Genomic DNA, 21,886 nt, shown 5'->3' on the forward strand with positions numbered 1-21,886 from the left:
GCCCCGGTTCTGCTCAGCGGACCTGGTCCACGTCGACGAGGTCGACCCGGATACCACGGCCGCCGATGGCGCCTACGACCGTTCGCAGGGCGCGCGCGGTGCGGCCGTTGCGGCCGATCACCTTGCCGAGGTCGTCGGGGTGGACCCGGACCTCCAGCACGCGCCCGCGGCGCAGGGTGCGCGAGGCGACCTGCACGTCGTCGGGGTTGTCGACGATGCCCTTTACGAGGTGCTCGAGGGCCTCCTCGAGCATGATCAGGACTCGGTCGACTCAGAGGTGGACTCGGCCTCGGCCTCGTCCGCCTTCTTGTCAGCCTTCTTCGCCTTCGGGGTGATGGCCTCACCCTTCGGCTCGTCGCCGGCGTCCTTGGCCAGGGCCTCGAACAGGGCGCTCTTGTCGGCCTTCGGCTCGGCGACCTTCATCGGCGCCGGGGCGGGCAGGCCCTTGAACTTCTGCCAGTCACCGGTGACCTTGAGGATGGCCAGGACGGGCTCGGTCGGCTGCGCGCCGACACCCAGCCAGTACTGGACACGCTCGGAGTCGACCTCGATGCGCGACGGGTTCTGCACCGGGTGGTACAGACCGATCTCCTCGATGGCCCGGCCGTCACGGCGGGTACGGGAGTCGGCGACGATGATGCGGTAGTGAGGCGCGCGGATCTTGCCCAGACGCTTCAGCTTGATCTTGACTGCCACGGGAGTGGTGTCTCCTGGTCTTGACGTGGTTGGGCACAACGGGATGCCACGTGGGGTTGCGGTACTCGGAGTGCCCGATGGACGCGCCAGCCGGAGGAGAGAGGGGTCCTGTGCGACTGTCGAGTACAGCTAGCCATTGTGCCACACCACTCCAGGTCAGCCGACCGCGGCCACCTCGGGAATCCGGAACGGCTTGCCGCAGCCGCCGCAGACGATGGGCGCCTGCGCCAGCACGGACGGGACGACCCGGACATTCCTGCCGCAATCACAGACAGCCTTGACGCGTACACCGCCACCGGATGAGCCATGCCGAGCGGCCGGCCCCCGGAAGCTTCGGGCACTGTCGGCCGTGGTCGCGGCGGAGTGCGCCTTGAGGGCTCTGGCGAGCCGCTCGATGGTGGGACGGTAGCGCCTTCGGGCCTCGGGGTTGAGCGTGACCAGCGAGAAGCCGCTGCTCGGATGCGGCTCGTCGACGTGGTCGAGGCCCAACTCCTCGGCGATCGCGAGGAATCGACGGTTGTGGTAGCGGCCTGCGCGCGAGGTGTCGCGGACGCCGCGGGCGGCGGCGATGCCGTGGACTGCCTCGTGCAGCAGCCGTTCGAAGGAGAGCTCGGCGCCACAGGCGGACGACGACTCCCCGATCAAGGACTCGGGCGCGGCCAGGTCCGGCAGCTCGGGGTGGTGCCGTTGAATGTCGGCCCACGCGAGCGCCAGCTCGGCGGCGAGAACAGGCGGTGTCGTGCTCACGTCGTGACAACGAGCCGGGCCCATCCAGTGTTCCGATTACGGGGCATCTCAAATAATTTGCACGTACCGGTCAGTTTCTGGTCATGGGTTTCGAGGACGGCGTGTGCGCAGAACTGCGGAGAAGGCGCGCGCCAGGTGGCAAGCCGGGGCGTACCCGCGCGTACGCCCCGGCGCGTAAGAGATGTGTACGCGCCGGGGCATCGGTGGCCCATGGGTCGCGACGTGACCCCGGTGGAATCCGGTGGGACCCGGCGGCGTGCGCGACGATCGCGATGCTATCGGGAGGCGTGTCGGCACCCGGCACCGCCCCGCCGTCTGTTTGCAGACACCGTACGGCTCTCGTACGCCCGGCGGATGGGCTCCGCGGGCAGCGGGGGTGCCGGCCCTGTCGGAGAACGCGCCCGTTCCGGACGCCGCCCCGGTGGTGCCTCCCCATGGACACCGGACCCGAGCGGCGCGCCGCCGCTTCCGCTCACAGCCCTGCCGAGATGCCTCCCGCCGCAGTACGCCAGCGCCCCGAACCCCTGTTGTGTACGGGAAATACCGTCCACCTGTGATGTGAGCAGAGGCGCTTTCGTCCTGACGTATGTGTTGCGGGCGCGACAGTTTGCGTCACCGTCCCGAAAAGCACCCCGGCGCACCGAGGGGCGCGCGGGAGACAACCCCGGCGCACCCCTGGACTCAGGCACGGATGGGGAGTTGTCTGGAATGCGGGGGGCGCACGACGCGAACACAGGGGCGGGACACGGGGGCGATCGATCACTGACAGCTTCGGGTTCTCGGCGGATTGGGGCGCTTTCGATGACACCCACGCTCGTACGGCATCACCTCCGGCAGTCCGGCTCTCCCGGCTCGTACGGCTCCACGGCACCGGCCGATCCCTGCGCGCGCGCCCGTGACTGGGCCGAGATCCAGGAACGGATGCTGGTGCCGCTGTACGAGGCCGTCTACGACCGGATGGATGTCGGGACGCACACCAGGCTGCTGGGCCTGGGCTGCGGTTCCGGGCTCGCGCTGCTGATCGCCGCTGCCCGCGGCGCGCAGGTCTGCGGTGTGGACCTGGACGAACAACGGCTGGATCTCGCGCGGCAACGACTGGCACCCGACTCCGCGCGCGAGGCCCGGGACGACGCGATGCGTGCCACCGTACTGGCATGCGGGGGCCCGGAACGGGCTGCGGACCCCGGCGGCGGCTCCTTCAATATGGTGACGGCCTTTCACCCGGTGGGCTGCGTCAGCAGCATCGAGGGCCTGACCGCTTCTCTGGTGACGGCGGCCGGACTCACGGAGCACGGCAGTCCCGTGGTGCTGGGCGGCTGGGGCCCGGTGGAGCGGTGCGCCACGGCGAGCGTGCTGCGGGTGGCCCAGCGGCTGGCCGACCCCTTGCGCACGGCGGGCGGCTGGCGGCCCAGCGGCCGGGACGATCTTGAGGAGTTGGCCGACCGGGTGGGCCTGCGGCCCGACGGCTCGGGCCGGGTGGCCTGCCCGTTCGGCTACGGCGACCTGCCGAGCGCGGTGCGAGGGCTGCTGTCCACGGGTCTGTTCGACGCTGCGCTGGAGGTCACCGACCAGGCGCAGGTGGAGAAGGAGCTGAGCGAGGCGCTGCATCCGCACCAGCGTCCGGACGGCACGGTCTGGATGCCGAATGTGTTCCGCTATCTCATCGCCCGCACGTGACTCCTACGATCCCCGCCCAGGCTGCCGACGTTGCCGATGATCTGACGCCCTGAACTCCGATAACCCGCCACTGCCAGTACGTCCGCCCGTCCCTCGCCGAGGCTTCGCCGGCCGCGGCGCGGGCTTCCGGAACGGCCGGCCCACGCCGTGCCGCACGCTGCCCGTGCCGCGCTCCGCAGCCGTCCTTACGCCGTTGCGGCATGCGGCGCGGACGGCCACCGCGGCGATGGTGTCGTCACGCCCCTTCCCCCTTGCCCGCAACCGCGAGGACGCCGAGCGCGTCATCGCGGGGCCCCACGCGTTCACCCTCGCGAGCGATCCCCAATATCCAGAATTCTGTTTACTGTGATTTCCATGAACAGCATCGACGAACGGTTCCTGACCCGCAACGGACACGCCGCCAGGCGGCTCGCCGCCCTCCTGATCAATCAGCCCACCGAAGGCGAGGCCGCACGACTCCCCCGAGTGCGCGACCTGGCCGCGCGCCTCGGGGTCGGCAACGGCACGGTGCAGGCCGCGCTCCAACTCCTGGAGGAATCGGGGGCGATAGACACGGTGGCCCGCGGACACCTCGGCACCTTCCTGGTCCGTTCCGACCGCGCCATACTGTGGCGCCTCGCGGGTCTGGGCACCGTTCTCGCCGCGATGCCGTTGCCCCACTCGCGTCGTCACGAGGGCCTGGCGACCGGCTTGCGCGGCGCGTTCGAGAAGACCGGCGCGCCCTTCGCGATCACCTTCATGCGCGGTGCGGCGACCCGCGTGGCGGCCCTGCTGGAGGGGAAGGCCGATCTGGCGGTGCTGTCCCGCTTCTCCGCCGACGCGCTGATGGAGCGGCATCCGATCGAGTTGATCGCCGATCTCGGCCCGACCACCTATGCAGGCGCCCACGGGCTGCTGCTGCGGCACGGCGTCCAGCCCGACAGCGAAGGCCTGCGGGTCGCGGTGGATCAGACGTCGGAGGACCAACGCGCACTGGCCGAGCGGGCGTTCGCGGGCCGGACGGATGTGACCTGGCTGGAGAGTTCGTTCACGCAGCTGTACGACCTATTTGCACAGGACCGGGCCGACGCCACCGTCTGGAACCTCGACGAGGTGCCGGGACAGCTGGCCGGAGAGGTGGACGTACTACCGCTCGACGATGAGACCACCGGCGATTTCTCCCCCCGGAATTCCAGCGCGGCGCTGATAGCCCGGAAGGAGGGCGGCGAGGCGTTGGCAGCGGTGAGTGGGGCGCTCGATCTGGAGGCCGTCACCAGCTTGCAGGGCGAGGTGCTGCGAGGAGAGCGCATGCCTGCCTACTGAGATTACTGAGATCGCCGGTCGGCCAAGGGGCCGGATCTGATCGGAGTCGGTTCAGGCAGCCGCCCTGCCAGGCCCGACGAAATCCGAGGTGCTGGGCGGACCGCGGCATCGGATCTGTTCGCGGGACCTGGCCTGACTGCGGCACCGGGACTAGCCGCGGCATCGGAGCCGATCGCCGGTGACGCCTCCGCGTTTCGCATGCAATCCGGAAAGACGAGACCTGCTTGTTGGCTACCAGGAGGGGAGGGACGGCCATGGAGGCCCTGCTCGCACGACGGATCCGGCTCTTCGTGGAGAGCGGTCAGGTACGGCCCGAGGTCGCCGCGTTCGTCCGGGTCGAACTGGACGCACTGGCCACCGAAGGGTGTGTGGTCACCGAGGACTCCGCGGGCATGCTCACCAGCCACCTGCTCATGGCATTGACCCGGCTGCAGAACGGCGAGCCGGTGGCGGAATTCCGCACCGACGGCCTGGCCGCCGCGGAGCTGGCGGAGCATCCCCGAGCCGTCCGGCGGGCCCGCGCCGTTTCCCTACGGGCCGAGCAGGCCCTCGGCGCCCCGCTCCCCGAGTCCGAGATCAAATTCCTGGCGATGCACTTCGCCCTACTGCGAAGGGACACACCATGACGACCATCCTCACCGGCGGGGTCGGCAAGACCGAGGTCGCGGACGCGGTACGGCGGCTGGCGCCGGCCGGCGTCGAGGCCGTGGTCAGCAACGACATGGACGCCGTGGCGCTGCTGCAAGCCGGCCGGGCCGACTACTTCCTGGGCACCTGCCAGACCGGAGCCGGTGCGTCATTGGGTGTCCTGGTCGGACTCATGGGTGCTGCCACCTGTCACACCTTCGGCCGCTCCGTCCCCTCGGTGGAAGAGATCGACACTTTGCTGGACCAGGGCAAGAGAGTGTTCGGCTTCGCCGTGGACCAGGTCGACGCGATCGTGCCCGCACTGGTTCTGGCCATAGCCACCCGAGCGTGACCGCGCCGGACCGCCCCTCGGGGTCCGGCAGGCCTCGGCCCCGCGAGCCGTACGTTCCGATGACATGCCAGGGCACAAAGGAGTGACCCGTGAGCAGCACCGTCCTCGCCGCGAGCACCGGTCTCGACTTCTCGCTCGCGCAGCAACTGACCGTCGTGGCGCTGTGCGCGCTGACCGCCTTCCTCGCGCACCTGGCACTGGCCGTCTTCAACGACGGCCTCCGGCCCTTCATGCTCGACTTCGTCCAGGGCCGTACGACCCGGAGCGCGACCACGGCGGTCTCCTTCGGACTCTCCGCCGGGTTCATCTTCGGGCTGGGCGCCCCGATGGCGCTCTCCTCCGGGACGCTCAACCCCTGGCTGCTGTTTCTGCCCACCGACATCCTGGGCCTCCTCGCGCCGAAGAAGTGGCTCGCGCCGGTGCTGGGCGGCGCGTGGGGCGGGGTGGTCGTGTTCGGCCTGAAAGGCGCCAACGACCTCGCGCACGATCTCCCGGTCGATTTCCTGACGGCCCTGCAGCAGATGGCGACGCCGATCCTCTTCCTCTTCACGCTGTTTCCGGTGCTGGCGATCACCAAGCAGTTCGGGAAGCTGCTCGGCGGACTGGCCGGTGTGGTGGAACTGGCACTGGTCGTGCTGACGATGAAGGTGTGGCCCGACGTGTTCGCGGGGGCGCCGGCCATGGCGGTCGGTGTGCTGCTCCTCATCGGCTGCGCGGTGGCCAGGGACGTACGGCAGCGCCGGGCGGCGGAGCGGGCCGCCGCGGGCGCGGTGCCGGCAGCAGGCGAAGAGGCCTCGACGGTCACATCCGGCAGGGCGCCGGGAGGCGTGGATCCGATGGCGTCGTTGTTCGGCGCCAGTGCGGCCCGGCTGCGCCGGCACCTGCCGTTGTTCATGGTGCTGGGTGCGGGGATCTGTCTGCTGTCCCAGCTGCATGTGTTCGGTGGCGGGGAGGCGACCAGCTTCCTGATCGCCAAGGGGCAGTACGCGGAAGCCGCGCAGGTCGACTTCTACCGTGCCCTCGGATTCATCCCGTTGATCGCCACCACCGCGCTGGCCTCCGGCGCGTACGGCATCGTCGGCTTCACCCTCGTCTATCCCATCGGCTATCTGCTGCCGAGTCCCTGGCCGGCCCTGGTCTGCGGTGCCCTGGTCTTCGCCGTCGAGGTGCTGGCGCTGAGCTGGATCGGCAAGGCACTGGGACGGCTGCCGTCGGTGCGCGACTCCTCGCAGCATCTGCGTGGCGCCATCGGCGACACCCTGCACCTGGCGATTCTCTTCGGTTCCCTGATGGCGGCGCATGCCATGGGCGGCGGGCTCGGGATTCTCATAGCCGGCGGCCTCTACCTCCTCAACGAGGCCATGGGCCGGGTGGTGGTCCGGATGGCCGCCGCGCCCGCCGCGGTCCTCGTGACCGGCATCGTCCTCAACGTCCTCCACTGGCTGCACCTCTTCACCCCGATCAAGACCTGAGCAGGCGTGTGGACACGCCGGGAAGGCAGTGTGCGATGAACTCTCTCCTGCGGACCGTCACCGGCCCGCTGTCCGTGACGGCCGTGCAGGGCCCTGTTCTCGCCCACGAGCATCTGGCCCTCGACCTCTCCCGCCCCACCGACCGTACGGCTTCGCTGACAGCCGGGCATGCCATAGCGGTAGCCGGCGAACTGGCCGCGCTCCGCGAGCGGTTCGGGCTGTCGCTCGTCGTCGAGCTGACCTGCCGGGGCATGGGGCGCGACCCTGCTGCGCTGATCCGTATTTCCCAGGAGGCGGGGGTCGCGGTCGTGGCGGGCACCGGCTGGTATCACGATGCCTTCCACCCGCCCGAGGTGGAGGATGCGAGCGTCGAGGAGCTGGCGAACAGGCTGGTGGAGGAGGTCGAGAGCGGCATGGGCACCGGTGGGCCCTCCCCCGGTGTCATCGGAGAGGTCGGCAGCCATGGGGACCTGCCGGGCGAGGCGGAGATGCGTACGCTCACCGCGGCCGCCCACGCCGCCGTCACCACAGGCCTGTCGCTGGCCACCCACGCGCAGTTGGGGCGCGGCGGCCTCGCCCAGTTGGATGTGCTGACCGCGGCCGGACTGGAGCCGTGTCGGATCAGCATCGGCCACCAGGACCTGCTCGACGCCCCCGCGATCCACCGAGAGCTGGCGGCGGCGGGAGCGTACGTCGCCTTCGACACCGTCGGAAAGGAGAGGTATCAGAGCGACGCGACCCGGTTGCGGCTGCTGCTCGCGTTGCTGGAGGCCGGGCACGCCGATCGCGCCCTGCTCAGCTGCGACATCTCGCGGCACGGGTACCTGCTCGACGAAGGCGGCCATGGGTACGGGCACCTGTTCCGGTCGTTCCTGCCGGACCTGCGGGCCGCCGGAGCCGACGACGCGCTGATCGACCTCCTGACCCGCCGCAATCCGCTGCGCTTCCTCACGGGCGGGGACGGCAGGGAGCGGCAGCCGTTTCAGGCCCGGACCACAGTCGCACTCCAGGAAAACGGCCTGGCGGGAAGAGAGGCGTCGCCATGAGCGTGCGATTGCCCCGGACGTTTCCGTTGCCGACGGTCACGTTGGAGGGAGCGGAGGCGAACCAGTTCCGGCTGATGGAGAGTGTCGCCCGGCATTTCGAGGGCCGGCAGCTCTTCGAGGCGGATGCGGGTGTGGTGCCGGGGGTGGGGCGTCCGCGTACCACCGCACGGGTCGAGGCCGTTCTCGCGGAGTTCTTCGGGGCTCCTGCCGCGGCGCTGGTTCAAGGCGCGGGCACGGGCGCGATCCGGGCAGCGCTCGGTGCCGTGCTCCGTGCGGGCGATCCGCTGCTCGTGCACCGCGCGCCGGTCTACCGCACTACCGGCGTCACCTTGCGCGGGCTGGGGGTGGAGACGGTCGAGGCGGATTTCAACGACCGTGCCGCGTTGGACCGGGCGCTGTCCTCCGGACGGTTCCGGTGGGCGTTCGTCCAGCACACCCGGCAGCGGGTGGCGGATTCCCACGACCCGGGCGAGGTGCTCGCCGCCTGCCGGGCCGCCGGTGTGCGCACCGTCGTGGACGACAACTACGCGGTCTTCCGGGTGCCGCGATGCGGTGTGGAACTGGGCGCGGACGCTTCCTGCTTCTCACTGTTCAAGCTGCACGGCCCGGAGGGGGTGGGCGCAGTGGTCGGCGCGCGTGACCTGGTGGAGCGGGTGCACGACGACAACTACTCCGGCGGCGGCCAGGTGCAGGGGCACCAGGCGCTGGACGCGCTGCGGGCGCTCAGCCACGTACCGGTGATGTGGGCGGTGCAGTCCAGGGTGGGTGCGGAGATCGCCGAGCGGCTGGGGGCCGGGGAGGTGCCCGGGGTCGCCGAGGTGCGGATCGCCAATGTCCAGGACCGGTGCGTGCTGCTCCGGCTGGACCGGCCGGTCGCCCGCGCGGTGCCGGACGCCGCGGCCCGGTACGGCGCCGCCCCGTACCCCGTGGGTGCCAACTCCCGTTACGAGATCGCCCCGCTCTTCTACCGGATGTCCCGGTCCGCTTTGGAGGACGCGCCGGAGCTTGCCGACTGGACGGTGCGTATCAACCCGATGCGGGCGGGTGCGGACCTGGTGATCGACATCCTCCGGCGCGCGCTGCACGATCTGCGCGACGTTTCCGTGAACAGCCCCCGGGACACCGCCGCACCCGTACGTGAACCCGGTCGCGTACCACCGCCCGCGCCCGATGCCGCCCTCCGTGCTCCGCGATCCACGCACAGCGCCCACGGCTTGCGCGATCACGAGGAAGGAGGCTGATCACCGTGTTCCTCGACACCGTCCTCGCACGCAACCCACGGCTGATCGACTGTGCCGCCGACCTGCACCGCACCGGCGCGGTGGAGCCGGACACGTATGTCCTGGACCTGGATGCCGTCGAAGCCAACGCCGCGCTGCTGGCGAAGGCGGCGCGACGACAGCGCCTCGGCCTATGGTTCGTGGCCAAGCAGATCGGACGCAACCCCGAGCTGGTCCGGGCCGTGGCCCGGCATCTCCCCCGGTTCGCCGCCATCGACGCGCGCGAAGCCCGCACACTGCACGGGGCGGGTGCGCGCGCCGGAAATGTGGGCCACCTGGTGCAGATTCCCCACCGTGCACTGCCAGAGGTGCTCGCCTGGCGTCCCGAAGCGGTCACCGTCTTCGACCTGGCCAACGCCCGTGCCGTCTCGGACGCCGCCCGGCAACTGGGTCGCGTACAGGATGTTCTGGTACGGGTCGAGGGCGCGCCCGGCGCGGTCCATCCGGGGCAGGAGGGTGGCGTGCCGCTCAGTGAGCTGGAGGGTTTCGCGGCCGAGGCGGAGCGGATGCCCGGCATCCGGCTGACCGGAGTCACCGCCTTTCCGTGCGTTCAGTGCGCACCCGGGTCCGGGCACCCGCGCCCCACCGCCACCTTCGAACTGGCCCGCCGGGCCCAGGCCTTGCTGGCCGCGCGCGGGCGCACCGAACCGAAGCTGAGTGCTCCCGGCGTCACCTGCGCTGCCACCTTGCCGATGCTCGCCGAGCTGGGCGCCACGCACGGCGAACCCGGTCACGCGCTCACCGGCACCACCCCTCTGCACGCCATCGACCCGGAGCAGCCGGAGCGGCCCGCGTACGTATACGTCACCGAGGTCGCCCACCTCCTCGCCGATGGCCGGCCCGCTCTCCACGGTGGCGGCTTCTACCCTCGTTCCGGCGTCGAGTCGGCGTTGATCCCCCGGACCGGCGCCCGGCTCGCCGTCCAGACAGTCCCGGCCGAGAACATCGACTACTACCGGCTGCTGGCTCCCGGCCGTGCCCGGCCCGGTGATACCGCCGTCCTGGCGTTCCGTACGCAGATCTTCGTGACCCGCAGCAACGTCGCGGTCGTCGCCGGTCTCAGCGCGGGCAGCCCACGGTTGACCGGCCACCACGACGCGCTCGGCCGACCGCTTCCGCAGGTCACGGGCGGGGAAGGCGCGGATGGGCCATGAGCAGGATCGTCATTCTCGTCATCGACGGGTTGGGCGTCGGCGCGATGCCCGACGCGGCGGATCCGCGGCCCGGTGACGCTGCCGCCGATACGCTGGGCCACCTTCTCGACGAGCACCGTACGGCCACGGGTCGCCGACTCCCGCTGCCCGCCCTGGAAGCACTCGGCCTTGGCTTCGTGCACCCCCACCCGGATCTCGCGCCCGCGCCGTCCCTCCCGGTGGCCGTGGGCCGTGCCGCGCTCGGCTATCCGGGCGCCGATACGTACGCCGGGCATCAGACGATGATGGGGGCCGACTTCAGCCGGGTGACCGTGGCCCGGCTCGCCGGCCATCTCGGCGAGGTCGCCGCGGCCCTCCGGGCGAGCGGACGCCGCGCGGATCTGCTTGCCGGGCGTCCCGTGCTGGTCGTGGGCGGGCGGGTCCTCGTCCACGACAACCTCGAAGCGGACCCGGGCGTCAACTGGAACGTCTCCGGACTGCTCGCGGACAACCCCTTCACGGAGATCCTCGACATCGCACGGGTGGTGCGTTCGGTGGCGCCCGTGGCCCGGGTGATCGCCGTGGGCGGCCGTGCCGACGGCCCGCTGGACACCTTCGTACGCGACGGAGACCTCGGCACGGTCGGGCTGGACACCCCGGCGAGCGGTTTCTACCGGAACGGCGGGCTGGTGGTACGGCACCTCGGGGCGCCGCTGGATCACGCCCGCCGGCTGCCGGAGCTGGCATCCGGGGCCGGTGCCCCCGTGACCCTCGTGGGCAAGGCCGCGGATGTATTGGCCTGCGACACGGCGCTGTGCTGCCCCGCCGTCGGCACCGCTGAGGTCCTCGGGGTGACGGCCGACGCCGTACGCCGGGCGCCGGACACCGCCCTGATCGTCAGCAATGTCCAGGAGACGGATCTGGCGGGGCACCAGCAGGACGCCCCGCGTTACGCCGCCGTGCTCCGGCGGACCGATGCCGGACTGGGCACGCTGCTGCGGCTCCTCTCGTCGCCCGGCGACCGCTTGATCGTTACGGGTGATCACGGCAACGACCCGGTCATCGGCCATGCCCACCACACCCGTGAGTACGTGCCGGTGCTGATCCACCGTCCCGAGGCCACGGGCTTCGACCGTCTGCCGATGGCCCGGACCCTGGCGGATGTGGGCGCCACAGCGGCGGCCGCGCTCGGGCTGCCGCCAGCCGCGCTGGGGAACGGCACGCCTCTGCTACGGCCGGTGGGCGGATCGGCGGGTGTGCCGCGATGAGCACGCGGACGAGCCCCCGACCGGGGGTCCGGGCAGGGGCTCGATCGGACGGCTTGGCGCCGTGTGCGGTTCCCGGTGCGGCGCGGGCCGACCAGGAGCCGAAAGGGGTGCTAGCCCATGAACTTCTTGAACTCGTCGGGGAGTTCGAAGTTCTTCGCGTCGCCGCCCTGCGGCAGGCCCAGCGGGTTGCCGGACTGCGCGGCCTCGCGGCGTGCGGCAGCGGCCTCCTCCTCGGCCTTCCGCTTCATGGGGTTGCCGCTCTTGCGCTTGCCCTTGGCCTGCTTCTGCTGCTTCTTCTTCTTGGCGCCGCCACCCATGCCCGGCATCCCAGGCATGCCGGGCATTCCCGGCATGCCGCCGCCCTGGGCCATCTTGGACATCATCTTGCGGGCGTCGAAGAAGCGCTCGACCAGGTTCTTGACCGCGCTGACGTCGACGCCGGAGCCCTTGGCGATGCGGGCCCGGCGCGAGCCGTTGATGATCGTCGGGTCCTGGCGCTCGCCGGGCGTCATCGACTTGATGATCGCGGCCGTACGGTCGACCTCACGCTCGTCCAGGTTGTTGATCTGCTCCTTCATCTGCCCCATACCGGGCAGCATGCCGAGCAGCTTGGAGATGGAGCCCATCTTGCGGACCTGCTCCATCTGGGCCAGGAAGTCGTCGAGCGTGAAGTCCTTGCCCTTGCTGCTCGCCAGCTTGGAAGCCATCTTCTCGGCCTCTTGCTGGCTGAAGGTCTGCTCCGCCTTCTCGATCAGCGTGAGCATGTCGCCCATGCCGAGGATGCGGGACGCCATGCGGTCCGGGTGGAACGCGTCGAAGTCGTCCAGCTTCTCGCCGTTGGAGGCGAACATGATCTGCTTGCCGGTGACGTGCGCGATGGAGAGCGCGGCACCACCGCGGGCGTCGCCGTCCAGCTTGGAGAGCACGACGCCGTCGAAGCCGACGCCGTCGCGGAACGCCTCCGCGGTGTTGACCGCGTCCTGACCGATCATGGCGTCGACGACGAACAGGACCTCGTCCGGCTTGACCGCGTCACGGATGTCCGCGGCCTGCTGCATCAGTTCCTGGTCGATGCCGAGACGGCCCGCGGTGTCGACGATGACCACATCGTGCTGCTTGGCACGGGCGAACTCGATCGAGTCCTGAGCGACCTTGACCGGATCGCCGACGCCGTTGCCCGGCTCGGGCGCGAAGATCGCGACATTGGCGCGCTCGGCGACGACCGAGAGCTGGTTGACGGCGTTGGGGCGCTGGAGGTCACAGGCGACCAGCAGCGGCGCGTGGCCCTGCTGCTTGAGCCAGGCGCCGAGCTTTCCGGCCAGGGTCGTCTTACCGGCACCCTGCAGACCGGCGAGCATGATGACCGTCGGAGGGTTCTTGGCGAAGCGCAGCCGACGGGTCTCGCCACCGAGGATGCCGACGAGCTCCTCGTTGACGATCTTGATGACCTGCTGGGCGGGGTTGAGCGCCTGGGAGACCTCGGCACCGGTCGCCCGCTCCTTGACCTGCTTGATGAAGGCCCGGACGACGGGAAGCGCGACGTCGGCCTCCAGCAGGGCGATCCGGATCTCGCGCGCCGTGGCGTCGATGTCCGCCTCGCTCAAGCGGCCTTTGCCCCGGAGGTTTTTGAAAGTACTCGCCAAGCGGTCGGAAAGCGTATCGAACACGGCGGTCGTCGATCCTCGGGGTCGGGGGCAGGGTCAAGTCGGCTTCTAGGGTATCCGCACGCGCAGGCAACGTGCCCCTGCCCGCCGGGGAGGGCCGCCGGGACGGGACCGCGCGCGACTGCGAGAGCGGTCCGCGCACGGCGTGGGCGCCTGCTGCGGTTGCCGCCTCCACCGTCTCACGGGGGTGGGGCGGGCCGGCAGCCCGTGCCGGTTTCGGGGACCGGACAGCCCGTGCCGGTTTTGGGGACGGGGCGGAGGCGGGGGCGGTTCCTGGGGCTGGGGGCCGGGGGCCAGTCATTGCCCGGGCCTGGGGCCTGGGATTGGAGCATCTGGACCAGGCCGGGAGCCTGGGGCTGGGCCGACCGGGCCGGGCCGGGAGTTTGGGCCCGGGCCGACCGGGCCGGGCCGAGAGCCGCCCCGTCTCCGGAGCGCGCGCCGTCGGCGAACCGCCTGCCGTCTACGGAACGCCTGCCACCTACGGACCGCCTGCCCTCTACGGACCGAATCCCGCGGCCGAGCCCGGCGTCGCCGCCAAAGGCCGTACAGCCGCAGGGAGCCTCCCCGCCGCCAGACTCGCAGGGCTCGGAGGGCTTCCCCGCGGCAGGCGCCAGCCCATCCGCCCTCGCAGGCCGGTCGTGGAAGCCTGTCCCTCCCGGCGCTCCCGCCCCCGGCGAGGGCGGTCCGTGCCCATCGCCTCCCACAGGCACGCTCCCATCACTGCTTCAATGCGCGCTCCACCGCCTGGGCCACCTCTGCGGCCGACGCGTCCGACAGTGGTTCGGCCTTCTCGTTCGTGACGTAGAACGCATCCACCGCGTTCGCTCCCAGCGTGCTCACGTGGGCGCTGCGTACGGTGACGCCCGCGGCCTCCAGTGCCCGGCCGATGCGGTGCAGCAGACCCTGCGCGTCCTGGGCCCTGACCTCGATCACGGTCGCCAGCTGCGAGCTTCCGGAGGCAACCGTCACTCGGGGCGGCGGGGCCTGTACGCCGCGCGAGCGGCGTGCGTACGCCTTCTCGCGTTCCGCCAGCCGTGCCGGTACGTCCAGCGAGCCGTCCAGGGCTCGTACGAGGTCCGCCCTGAGCCGTACGGTCTGCGGGAGCGAACCGTATTCGGCGGCGACCCGCCAGCTCAGCAGCAGGACCGGGCCCTCGCCGAGGGGGTCCACGCTGCGCAGGTCGGCGGCGCGGACAGTGAGACGGTGCATGGCCAGGACACCCGCAGCGGCGGGGAGCACGCCGGGCTGATCCGGTACGGCCATCAGCAGTTCGACGCCCACCGGCTCCGGTTCGGGCACGATGTCCGGACCCGTGCCCGGGGACGTACCGGCATCCTGGTCCACACCGGTGGCGTCAGGGGCATACTCCGTCTCACCCTGGCGCTCTTCCCGTGTGTGCAGGACCAGCACCGGGCCGCCGCAGCGCCACGCCTCGACGGCCAGGCGTTCTTGCTCGGCGGTCGGCTCGTCGGTCGTATGCCCCTCCGGCACGGCCTCTCCCGCCAGCCGCGCCGTGACGCGTTTCACCAGGTCCGCGACGAGCGACCCGCGCCAGGTGCTCCAGGCCGCCGGGCCGGTGGCCAGCGCGTCGGCCTCGGTGAGGGCGTGCAGCAGTTCCAGCGTGCCGATGGTGCCCACCGTGTCCGCGACCGCCGCCACGGTCGCCGGATCGCCCAGATCCCGGCGGGTGGCCGTCTCGATGAGCAGCAGATGGTGCCGTACGAGCGTGGCGATCACCGCCACGTCCCGGGCGTCGAATCCGATCCGGGCCGCCATGTCCCGGGCGATGGTCTCGCCGGAGACGGAGTGGTCGCCGGGCCAGCCCTTGCCGATGTCGTGCAGCAGGGCGGCGATCAGCAGGAGGTCGGGCCGGTGCACGCGGCGGGTGAGCGCCGAGGCGCGGACGGCCGTCTCGATCAGGTGCCGGTCCACGGTCCACCGGTGTACGGCGTTGCGCTGGGGCCGGCAGCGCACCCGTTCCCAGTCGGGCAGCAGCCGGCTGACGATCCCCTCCGCTTCCAGCGCCTCCCACACGGGGACGGTCTGGGCGCCCGCGCCCAGCAAGGTGATCAGTTGTTCTCGCGCCTCGGCCGGCCACGGCACGGGCAGGGGGCGGGTCGCGGCGGCCGTGCGGAGCCGGCGCACGGCGTGCCGGGACAGCGGCAGCCCGGCCTGCGCCGCGGCGGCAGCGGCGCGCAGCGGAAGGACCGGGTCGTGTTCGGGGCGCGCCGTCCGGGCCAGTACGACTTCGCCGTCCAGCTCGACCACGCCCTCGGCGAGCGGCGACCGTTCGCCCCGGCCCGTCCCGCCACCGGCCGTACGGCCCTTCAACAGCCCGCGCAGTACGGGACGGACGGAGCGGGACCGCAGCACCCGCCGGACTTCGCGCCAGGTGACGTCACTCGCGTACGAAATGGTGCGCGCGGACTCGTACACCTGCCGCAGCAGTACGTCCGCGTCCAGCACACCGAGCGCCTCGGCGACCTGGTCCTGTTCCTGGAGGGCGAGCCGGTCGGTGGCGCGGCCGGTCGTCAGATGCAGCGCGTCGCGGACGTCCAGCAGACGGGTGCGGGCCGCCTCCAGGCCTTCGCGCGGCGCGTCGGCCAGCCAGGAGGCGGCCACCGCCCGGAGTGCGGTGGCGTCCCGCAGTCCGCCCCTGGCCTCCTTCAGATCCGGCTCCAGCAGATACTGCAGCTCGCCCTGACGGGACGCCCGTTCGCGACACATCTCGTGCAGCTCCGGCAGGCGTTTGGGGGCCTGTTCGCGCCAGTCGGCCAGTGCGGTGCCGCGCAGGGCGCTCGTCAGGTCCGGGTCGCCGGCCAGGTGGCGGGCCTCCAGGAGACCGAGTTGGACCTTGAGGTCGTCGCGAGCGGCTTTGCGCGCTTCGGAGGGGGTCCGTACCGAGTGGTCCAGGGCGAGGTTCAGGTCCCAGACCGGATACCAGAGCTGGTCGGCGAGTGCGGCCACCGTCCGGGCGCCGGCTTTGCCGTCGTGCAGCAGGAGCAGGTCGAGGTCGCTGCGGGGGGAGAGTTCACCGCGGCCGTAGCCGCCGACGGCGACGAGTGCGATACCGGAGCCGGCCTCGGCTCCGGCTGCCGCGCGGTGGAAGAGGCCGGCCAGCCAGTCGTCGGTGAGGCGGGCGAGGGCGGACCTGCGCTCGGGCCCGCCCGGCCCGGAGGCCTGGAGAAGCCGCAGGCGGTCGGCGGAGTAGCCGCTCTCGGGGCCGGGGTGGCTGTCTTCGGTGTCCGGTTGGTGGCCGCCCTGGGCTTCGGGGCGGCGGCCCTTGGTGCTGGGGCGACCATCCTTGGTGTCGGGGCTGCTCTTGGTGTCGGGGCCACGCTCGGCACAGGAGCCAGCCTCGGCACCGGAGCCAGCCTCGGTACCGAGGCCATCCTTGGTGCCAAGGGGCGTCCCATCACCCCCGATGGCCTCGCGCGCCCCTGCCTCGCGCGCCCCCGCCTCGCCTGTCACCACCCCATCCGCGTCCCCCTTATCCCCGCAAACCCCGCTCCCCCCAAGCGCCCCTTCCTCAGCCTCCGGCCCGTCGTTCTCAGTCGTCTTTTTCACGCTCTCCGCCAACTCAGGCGCTCCTTGGTCGCGTCGGTCCCCGGGCCCCACCCCTCTTCCCACCCCCGCTCCACTTCCGGCCCCGCCCTCGCGGGCTCCTTCAGCTGCGGTCGGCAGTCAGGCGACGTCGGCGTACTGCCCCGGCTCCGCCTGGGGCCGCTCTTGCCTGGGGCGGAGCCGGGAGCCGGGAGTCGGGAGCTGGGAGCCGGCGGGCCCGTCGCCGCGCCCGACCGGGCCGGACGGAGGCGGGTCGATCGCTCGCGTCCACCCGCGCCCGGCCACCCAGCCGCCCGCCCGACCGCCCGAACCAAGCCGACGTCACACCCGTCACGTCCGCCACGCCCGTCACGGCCGCCACGCCCGCCCCACGCCTACAGTGCGTCCGGGCCCCGCTCGCCCGTGCGGACGCGGACCGCCTCGTCGACGGAAACGCTCCACACCTTGCCGTCGCCGATCTTGCCGGTGCGGGCCGCCTTGACCACGATGTCCATCAGTTCCGCGGCGTCCGCGTCGTCCACCAGCACTTCGATACGGACCTTCGGCACCAGGTCGACGGTGTACTCCGCGCCCCGGTACACCTCCGTGTGCCCGCGCTGCCGGCCGTATCCGCTGGCCTCGGTGACGGTCAGGCCGTGTACGCCGAACGACTGCAGGGCCTCCTTCACCTCATCGAGCCGGTACGGCTTGATCACTGCCGTGATGAGCTTCACGCGTCCACCTTCTTTCCCTCGCCGGAAGCCGACGCCTTGCCGGAAGCCGGTTCCTTACCGGAAGCCGGGGCCGTGCCCTGGCGCTTCGCCGGGGCCGGGCCGTCGCCGCGGGCCGGGCCGGCGCCCCCGGCCGCCCCCGCGCCCGCTCCCGGGCGCGCCACCGCGCCCCCGCCCGTACCGCCGAAGTCGTATGCCGTCTCCGCGTGCGCGGCCTGGTCGACGCCCGCGACCTCCTCGTCCTCGGAGACCCGGAAGCCCATCGCCAAGTCGATGATCTTGGCCAGGACGAAGGAGACGACCAGGGAGTACAACAGGACGCAGACGACGCCCACGGCCTGCTTGCCCAACTGCTCCAGGCCGCCGCCGTAGAAGAAGCCCTTGGCGTCGCTCTGCACGCCACCGGTCGCGAACAGGCCGACCAGCAGGGAGCCGGCGATGCCGCCGACGAGGTGGACACCCACCACGTCGAGGGAGTCGTCGTACCCGAAGCGGTACTTCAGCCCGACCGCCATCGCGCACAGCACACCGGCGACGACGCCGACCGCGATGGCGCCGAGCGGGCTGACCGCGCCGCACGCCGGAGTGATCGCGACCAGTCCGGCCACCGCGCCGGACGCCGCGCCCAGGGTGGTGAAGGAGCCGTGCCGCAGCTTCTCGTACGCGAGCCAGCCGAGCATCGCGGCGGCCGTGGCGACCTGGGTGTTGACGAAGGCCACCGCACCCACCCCGTCGTCGTTGTTGAGCCAGGAGCCCGCGTTGAAGCCGAACCAGCCGAACCAGAGGAGGCCGGCGCCGAGCATCACCAGCGGCAGACTGTGCGGTCGCATCGGGTCCTTCTGGAAGCCGATGCGTTTGCCGACGACGAGGATCACGCCGAGCGCAGCGGCGCCCGCGTTGATGTGGACCGCCGTGCCGCCGGCGAAGTCGATGACGCCCAGGTCGAAGAGCCAGCCGCCCTCGGCCCACACCCAGTGCGCGACGGGGAAGTAGACGACGGTGGCCCACAGGGCGATGAACAACGCCCAGGCGGTGAACTTCACCCGGTCCGCCAGGGCACCGCTGATCAGCGCGGGCGTGATCACGGCGAACATCAGCTGGAAGACCGCGAAGACATAGACCGGGATGGTGGTGGTGCCCCACAGTTCGGTCAGGCCGATGCCGCCGAGCCCGGCGAAGTCGCCGCTCCAGCCGAGGAAGCCGCCGTTGTCCTGGCCGAAAGCCAGCCCGAAGCCGTACAGGACCCAAAGGACGGTGACGATGCCCAGGCTGATGAAGCTCATCATCAGCATGTTGAGCACGCTCTTGACCCTGACCATGCCGCCGTAGAAGAAGGCTAGCGCGGGGGTCATGAGCATCACCAGCGCGGTACAGATCAGCATGAATCCGGTGTTGGCCGGGCTCAAGGCGGCCTTGTCCGCCGCGAGCGTCATGATGCCTGGGGGCATCGGCGCCTCCTGTCGTCGATGCGGCCCGTGCGGGCGTGGTTCCGGGTGGGCCGACTTTCGCCATGAGGCTTTCGCAGCACCGTTTCGGCCATGACCCGTCGGTGTTTCCCCCCGGTGACGAAGCCTGCGTCCGTGTTACGCCCCGGTGAACCGCAAGATCGCCCCGCCACGCCCGACATCCCTCAGCAACCAGCCGAAACGACCACGCCCGGCACCCACCCCGGCCCGGCTCCCGGCCCCCGGCCCCCGGCCCCCGGCTCCCGGCTCCCGGCTCCCGGCTCCCGGCCAACCACACCCCGCAATACACCCGCCCTTCGCCCGTCCTACACCCGTCAACGCCCCTCACCCCCCGCCACGCCCCCACCATCACTCTCGAACAGCGCCGCACACACAGCCGACCGCGGCCATCACCCATGTGACCTGGCGTGGGGGAGCCGAGTCGAGCTGTACGGGGTGACGGGCCGCGGCCGGGGTCTGTGGTGGCGTGCGTTCGATGTGGATGCATCCGAAGTGGGTGCATCTGAAGTGGGTGCAGTCGGTGTGGATGCGCCCGAAGTGGGTGTGGTCAGACGGCCTCCGCGCCGGTCTCCGGCAGTTGCTCGGCCAGCTCTTCGCTGAGCTGGACCACCTCGGCGACGTTCTCGAAGTTGCGCGCGGCCGTGTCCACGGTCTTGCGGAGCCGGGTGTTGACCCGCTCCGAGCGGACCTTCTTCGCCAGCGGTATGGCCTGCTGCGCCAGTACCGCGCACTGTTCCGGCTCCTTCTGGAGCAGGTGCACGGTCGCCATCCCGATCAGGTTGAGGGCGTACGAACGCTGGTGCTCCGCGTCCTTCGCGAACAGTTCCACCGCCCGCTGCATCACCGGATTGGCGAGGGAGGCGTAGGTCGGGCTGCGCCCGGCGACGTAGGCGAGGTCGCGGTAGGAGTGCGCGTTCTCCGCGTTCAGCTCGGCCTCCGAGAAGAAGCGGATCCAGTCCGGCTCGGGCTCGCCGGGCGTCACATCGGCATAGGTGTCCTCGGCCATCCGCACGGCTCGCTTGACCTTGCCCGGCTGGCCCATGCTCGCGTACGCCCGCGCCTCCATCGCATACAACATCGCCTGCGTACGGGGCGTAGCCGATTCGCGGCTGCCGTACTGGGCGAGGTGGATGAGCTCCAGCGCGTCGTCCGGGCGGTCGAGGTGGATCATCTGGCGGCTCATGCTGGAGAGGATGTACGAGCCGAGCGGGCGGTCGCCGGCCTCCTTGGAGGCGTGCAGCGCCAGCACGAAGTACTTCTGCGCGGTGGGCTGCAGCCCGATGTCGTAGCTCATCCAGCCGGCCAGTTCGGCCAGTTCGGCGGCGACCTTGAACAGCCGCTTGGAGACCTCTTCGCTCTGCGGTTCCTGCAGCAGGTCGGTGACCTCGTGGAGCTGGCCGACCACCGCCTTGCGGCGCAGGCCGCCACCACACTGGGCGTCCCACTGGCGGAACATCACGGTCGTGGACTCCAGCAGGTCCAGCTCTGGTTTGGACAGCCGGTTGGAACGCCGGGAGCGCTCCTGCGCGGCCTGCTGGGCGGCGGCCGCCTGGCCCGGGGAGACCGGCACCAGCCAGCGCTGCATCGGCTCGATGAGGGCGGGCCCGGCGGCCAGCGCCAGGGAGGTGCCCAGGAAGCCGCGCCGCGCCAGCATCAGGTCGCTGCGGGAGAACTCGCTGATCAGGGAGACCGTCTGGGGGCCGGCCCAGGGCAGGTCGACGCCGGACACGGACGGGGACTGGTGCGCCGAGCGCAGTCCGAGGTCCTCGATGCCCACCACGCAGCCGAACCGCTCCGAGAACAGTTCGGAGAGGATGCGCGGGATCGGCTCGCGCGGCTGCTCGCCGTCCAGCCAGCGCCGTACGCGCGAGGTGTCGGTGCTGATGTGGTGCGCGCCCATCTGGCGTGCCCGCCGGTTGACCTGTCGTGCCAGCTCGCCCTTCGACCAGCCGCTGCGCACGAACCATGAGCCCAACGGTTCGTTGGGGCGCTTGTCAGCGCCGGTGCCGCCACTGCCGCCCACTGGAACGCCCCCATTCCGATTGCTGCCTTGCTTCACTGCGTCGCGCCATCGCTTCGCATCGCCGCTCTTCGTTGCTTCCGGTTTTCGTGAACTGGTGTTCTGTTGACGGTTCGTACCGCGCCGCCGCCGCGTTGCGCCGGTGCGGTGTGCTGCCGCGGTCGTCACCCCGAGCGGTGCGGTACGGGAAGGTGCCGCGCCGCCGGTGCCCCGGCCGCGTCGTGGCCGCGGTGGCCTTCTTCCGCCGCCGCGCCCGCCGTTGTGGTGCCGTTTCCGGTGCCGGACTGCTTGGCCGGTATCGCTGTACCGCTCGTTCGGTACCGCTCGTTCGGTACCGCTGGTTCGGTACCGCTGGTTCGGTACCGCTTGGCCGGTACCGCTCGTCCGACTGATGCTGTCCGTTCCGCTCGTACTGCCGCTCGTACTGCCGCTCGTACTGCTGCCCGTGCGGCTGATGCCGCGCCTTCGTCTTCTTCTGCCTGTACTGAACGGGTGCCGCTTCTTCCGCTTAGCGGTGCCGCCTCTCGGCGGTACCGCCTCTTCCGCCGGGCCTCCTTCTCACACTCACGCCGGCCGCCTCTTCGGCTCGCTCCTGCCTCGCTGCCCGGCATTCGTTCTCCGCCCGGCAGAAGTTCCTTGTCCGGCACCGATTCCCTTCTCCGGCACCGGTTCGCTGCTCCGTCCCGCTTCTGCTGCTCGTCGCGCGCCCCTTGTGCGCGCCCTTCGCCTCTTCGCTTCTTCCGCTCGCGCCGCGCTTCTTCCGCTTGTCCTACGAACCGCGCCGGTACGTCTGTTTCCGTTTGTGCTGCCTCTGTTGTGCTGCCGTGCGCTGCCCGAATCCCCGGGGCCGCCCGTCGTGCCG

17 protein-coding genes are annotated in these 21,886 nt (G+C 71.3%); 9 read left to right on the plus strand and 8 right to left on the minus strand.

The window, feature by feature from the left end:
• Positions 1-13: 13 nt before the first annotated feature.
• The 3 genes from CP973_RS31405 to CP973_RS31415 form a co-directional block, all read right to left on the minus strand.
• On the minus strand, positions 14-253 hold the full coding sequence (locus tag CP973_RS31405) for an RNA-binding protein (protein WP_003980229.1): 240 nt from the start codon (positions 251-253) through the stop codon (positions 14-16).
• A 2-nt stretch (positions 254-255) separates the two neighbouring features.
• Positions 256-696, minus strand: a complete 441-nt coding sequence (gene rpsP, locus CP973_RS31410; protein ID WP_150247225.1) for a 30S ribosomal protein S16 — start codon at positions 694-696, stop codon at positions 256-258.
• Positions 697-852: 156 nt separating this feature from the next.
• A complete protein-coding gene (locus CP973_RS31415; protein WP_003980231.1) occupies positions 853-1,443 on the minus strand; it encodes a hypothetical protein in 591 nt (196 codons plus the stop codon).
• Positions 1,444-2,244: 801 nt separating this feature from the next.
• Here CP973_RS31415 and CP973_RS31420 point away from each other — a divergent pair.
• The 9 genes from CP973_RS31420 to CP973_RS31460 all read left to right on the plus strand — a co-directional run bounded on the left by CP973_RS31420 (position 2,245) and on the right by CP973_RS31460 (position 11,600).
• On the plus strand, positions 2,245-3,120 hold the full coding sequence (locus CP973_RS31420; RefSeq protein WP_150247226.1) for a methyltransferase domain-containing protein: 876 nt from the start codon (positions 2,245-2,247) through the stop codon (positions 3,118-3,120).
• Between the two features lie 354 nt (positions 3,121-3,474).
• Positions 3,475-4,422, plus strand: coding sequence for a GntR family transcriptional regulator YhfZ (yhfZ, locus tag CP973_RS31425; RefSeq protein WP_150247227.1), 948 nt, complete (start codon positions 3,475-3,477; stop codon positions 4,420-4,422).
• A gap of 254 nt (positions 4,423-4,676) precedes the next feature.
• Positions 4,677-5,048: a PRD domain-containing protein gene (locus tag CP973_RS31430; RefSeq protein ID WP_150247228.1), complete on the plus strand. Its 372-nt coding sequence runs from the start codon at positions 4,677-4,679 to the stop codon at positions 5,046-5,048.
• Positions 5,045-5,401: a DUF2620 family protein gene (locus tag CP973_RS31435; protein WP_150247229.1), complete on the plus strand. Its 357-nt coding sequence runs from the start codon at positions 5,045-5,047 to the stop codon at positions 5,399-5,401. The genes CP973_RS31430 and CP973_RS31435 overlap by 4 nt, the downstream gene beginning before the upstream one ends.
• A gap of 89 nt (positions 5,402-5,490) precedes the next feature.
• Entirely contained in the window at positions 5,491-6,873 is a 1,383-nt protein-coding gene (locus tag CP973_RS31440; RefSeq protein ID WP_150247230.1) for a YhfT family protein, read from the plus strand.
• Between the two features lie 35 nt (positions 6,874-6,908).
• Positions 6,909-7,919 (plus strand): phosphotriesterase family protein, encoded by a 1,011-nt coding sequence (locus CP973_RS31445; RefSeq protein WP_150247231.1) that lies wholly within the window; start codon positions 6,909-6,911, stop codon positions 7,917-7,919.
• Entirely contained in the window at positions 7,916-9,160 is a 1,245-nt protein-coding gene (locus CP973_RS31450; RefSeq protein WP_150247232.1) for an aminotransferase class V-fold PLP-dependent enzyme, read from the plus strand. Before CP973_RS31445 ends, CP973_RS31450 begins: the two co-directional genes overlap by 4 nt.
• Before the next feature lie 5 nt (positions 9,161-9,165).
• Positions 9,166-10,353 (plus strand): alanine racemase, encoded by a 1,188-nt coding sequence (locus tag CP973_RS31455; protein WP_150247233.1) that lies wholly within the window; start codon positions 9,166-9,168, stop codon positions 10,351-10,353.
• Positions 10,350-11,600 (plus strand): phosphopentomutase, encoded by a 1,251-nt coding sequence (locus CP973_RS31460; protein ID WP_150247234.1) that lies wholly within the window; start codon positions 10,350-10,352, stop codon positions 11,598-11,600. The genes CP973_RS31455 and CP973_RS31460 overlap by 4 nt, the downstream gene beginning before the upstream one ends.
• A gap of 110 nt (positions 11,601-11,710) precedes the next feature.
• Here CP973_RS31460 and ffh read toward each other — a convergent pair whose 3' ends face one another.
• The 5 genes from ffh to nsdA all read right to left on the minus strand — a co-directional run bounded on the left by ffh (position 11,711) and on the right by nsdA (position 21,027).
• Complete coding sequence (gene ffh, locus CP973_RS31465; protein WP_150247235.1) at positions 11,711-13,267, minus strand: signal recognition particle protein; 1,557 nt, start codon at positions 13,265-13,267, stop codon at positions 11,711-11,713.
• 714 nt (positions 13,268-13,981) lie between these two features.
• Entirely contained in the window at positions 13,982-16,459 is a 2,478-nt protein-coding gene (locus tag CP973_RS31470) for a [protein-PII] uridylyltransferase (RefSeq protein ID WP_150250559.1), read from the minus strand.
• Between the two features lie 743 nt (positions 16,460-17,202).
• Positions 17,203-17,541: a P-II family nitrogen regulator gene (locus tag CP973_RS31475; protein WP_150247236.1), complete on the minus strand. Its 339-nt coding sequence runs from the start codon at positions 17,539-17,541 to the stop codon at positions 17,203-17,205.
• The gene (locus CP973_RS31480; RefSeq protein ID WP_244410140.1) at positions 17,538-18,986 is read right to left on the minus strand and encodes an ammonium transporter; all 1,449 of its coding nucleotides are present in this window, start codon (positions 18,984-18,986) and stop codon (positions 17,538-17,540) included. The genes CP973_RS31475 and CP973_RS31480 overlap by 4 nt, the downstream gene beginning before the upstream one ends.
• 565 nt (positions 18,987-19,551) lie before the next feature.
• A complete protein-coding gene (nsdA, locus tag CP973_RS31490) occupies positions 19,552-21,027 on the minus strand; it encodes a transcriptional repressor NsdA (protein ID WP_150247238.1) in 1,476 nt (491 codons plus the stop codon).
• Positions 21,028-21,886: the final 859 nt, after the last annotated feature.

It is taken from the genome of Streptomyces albofaciens JCM 4342 (assembly GCF_008634025.1).
Lineage (GTDB): Bacteria > Actinomycetota > Actinomycetes > Streptomycetales > Streptomycetaceae > Streptomyces > Streptomyces albofaciens.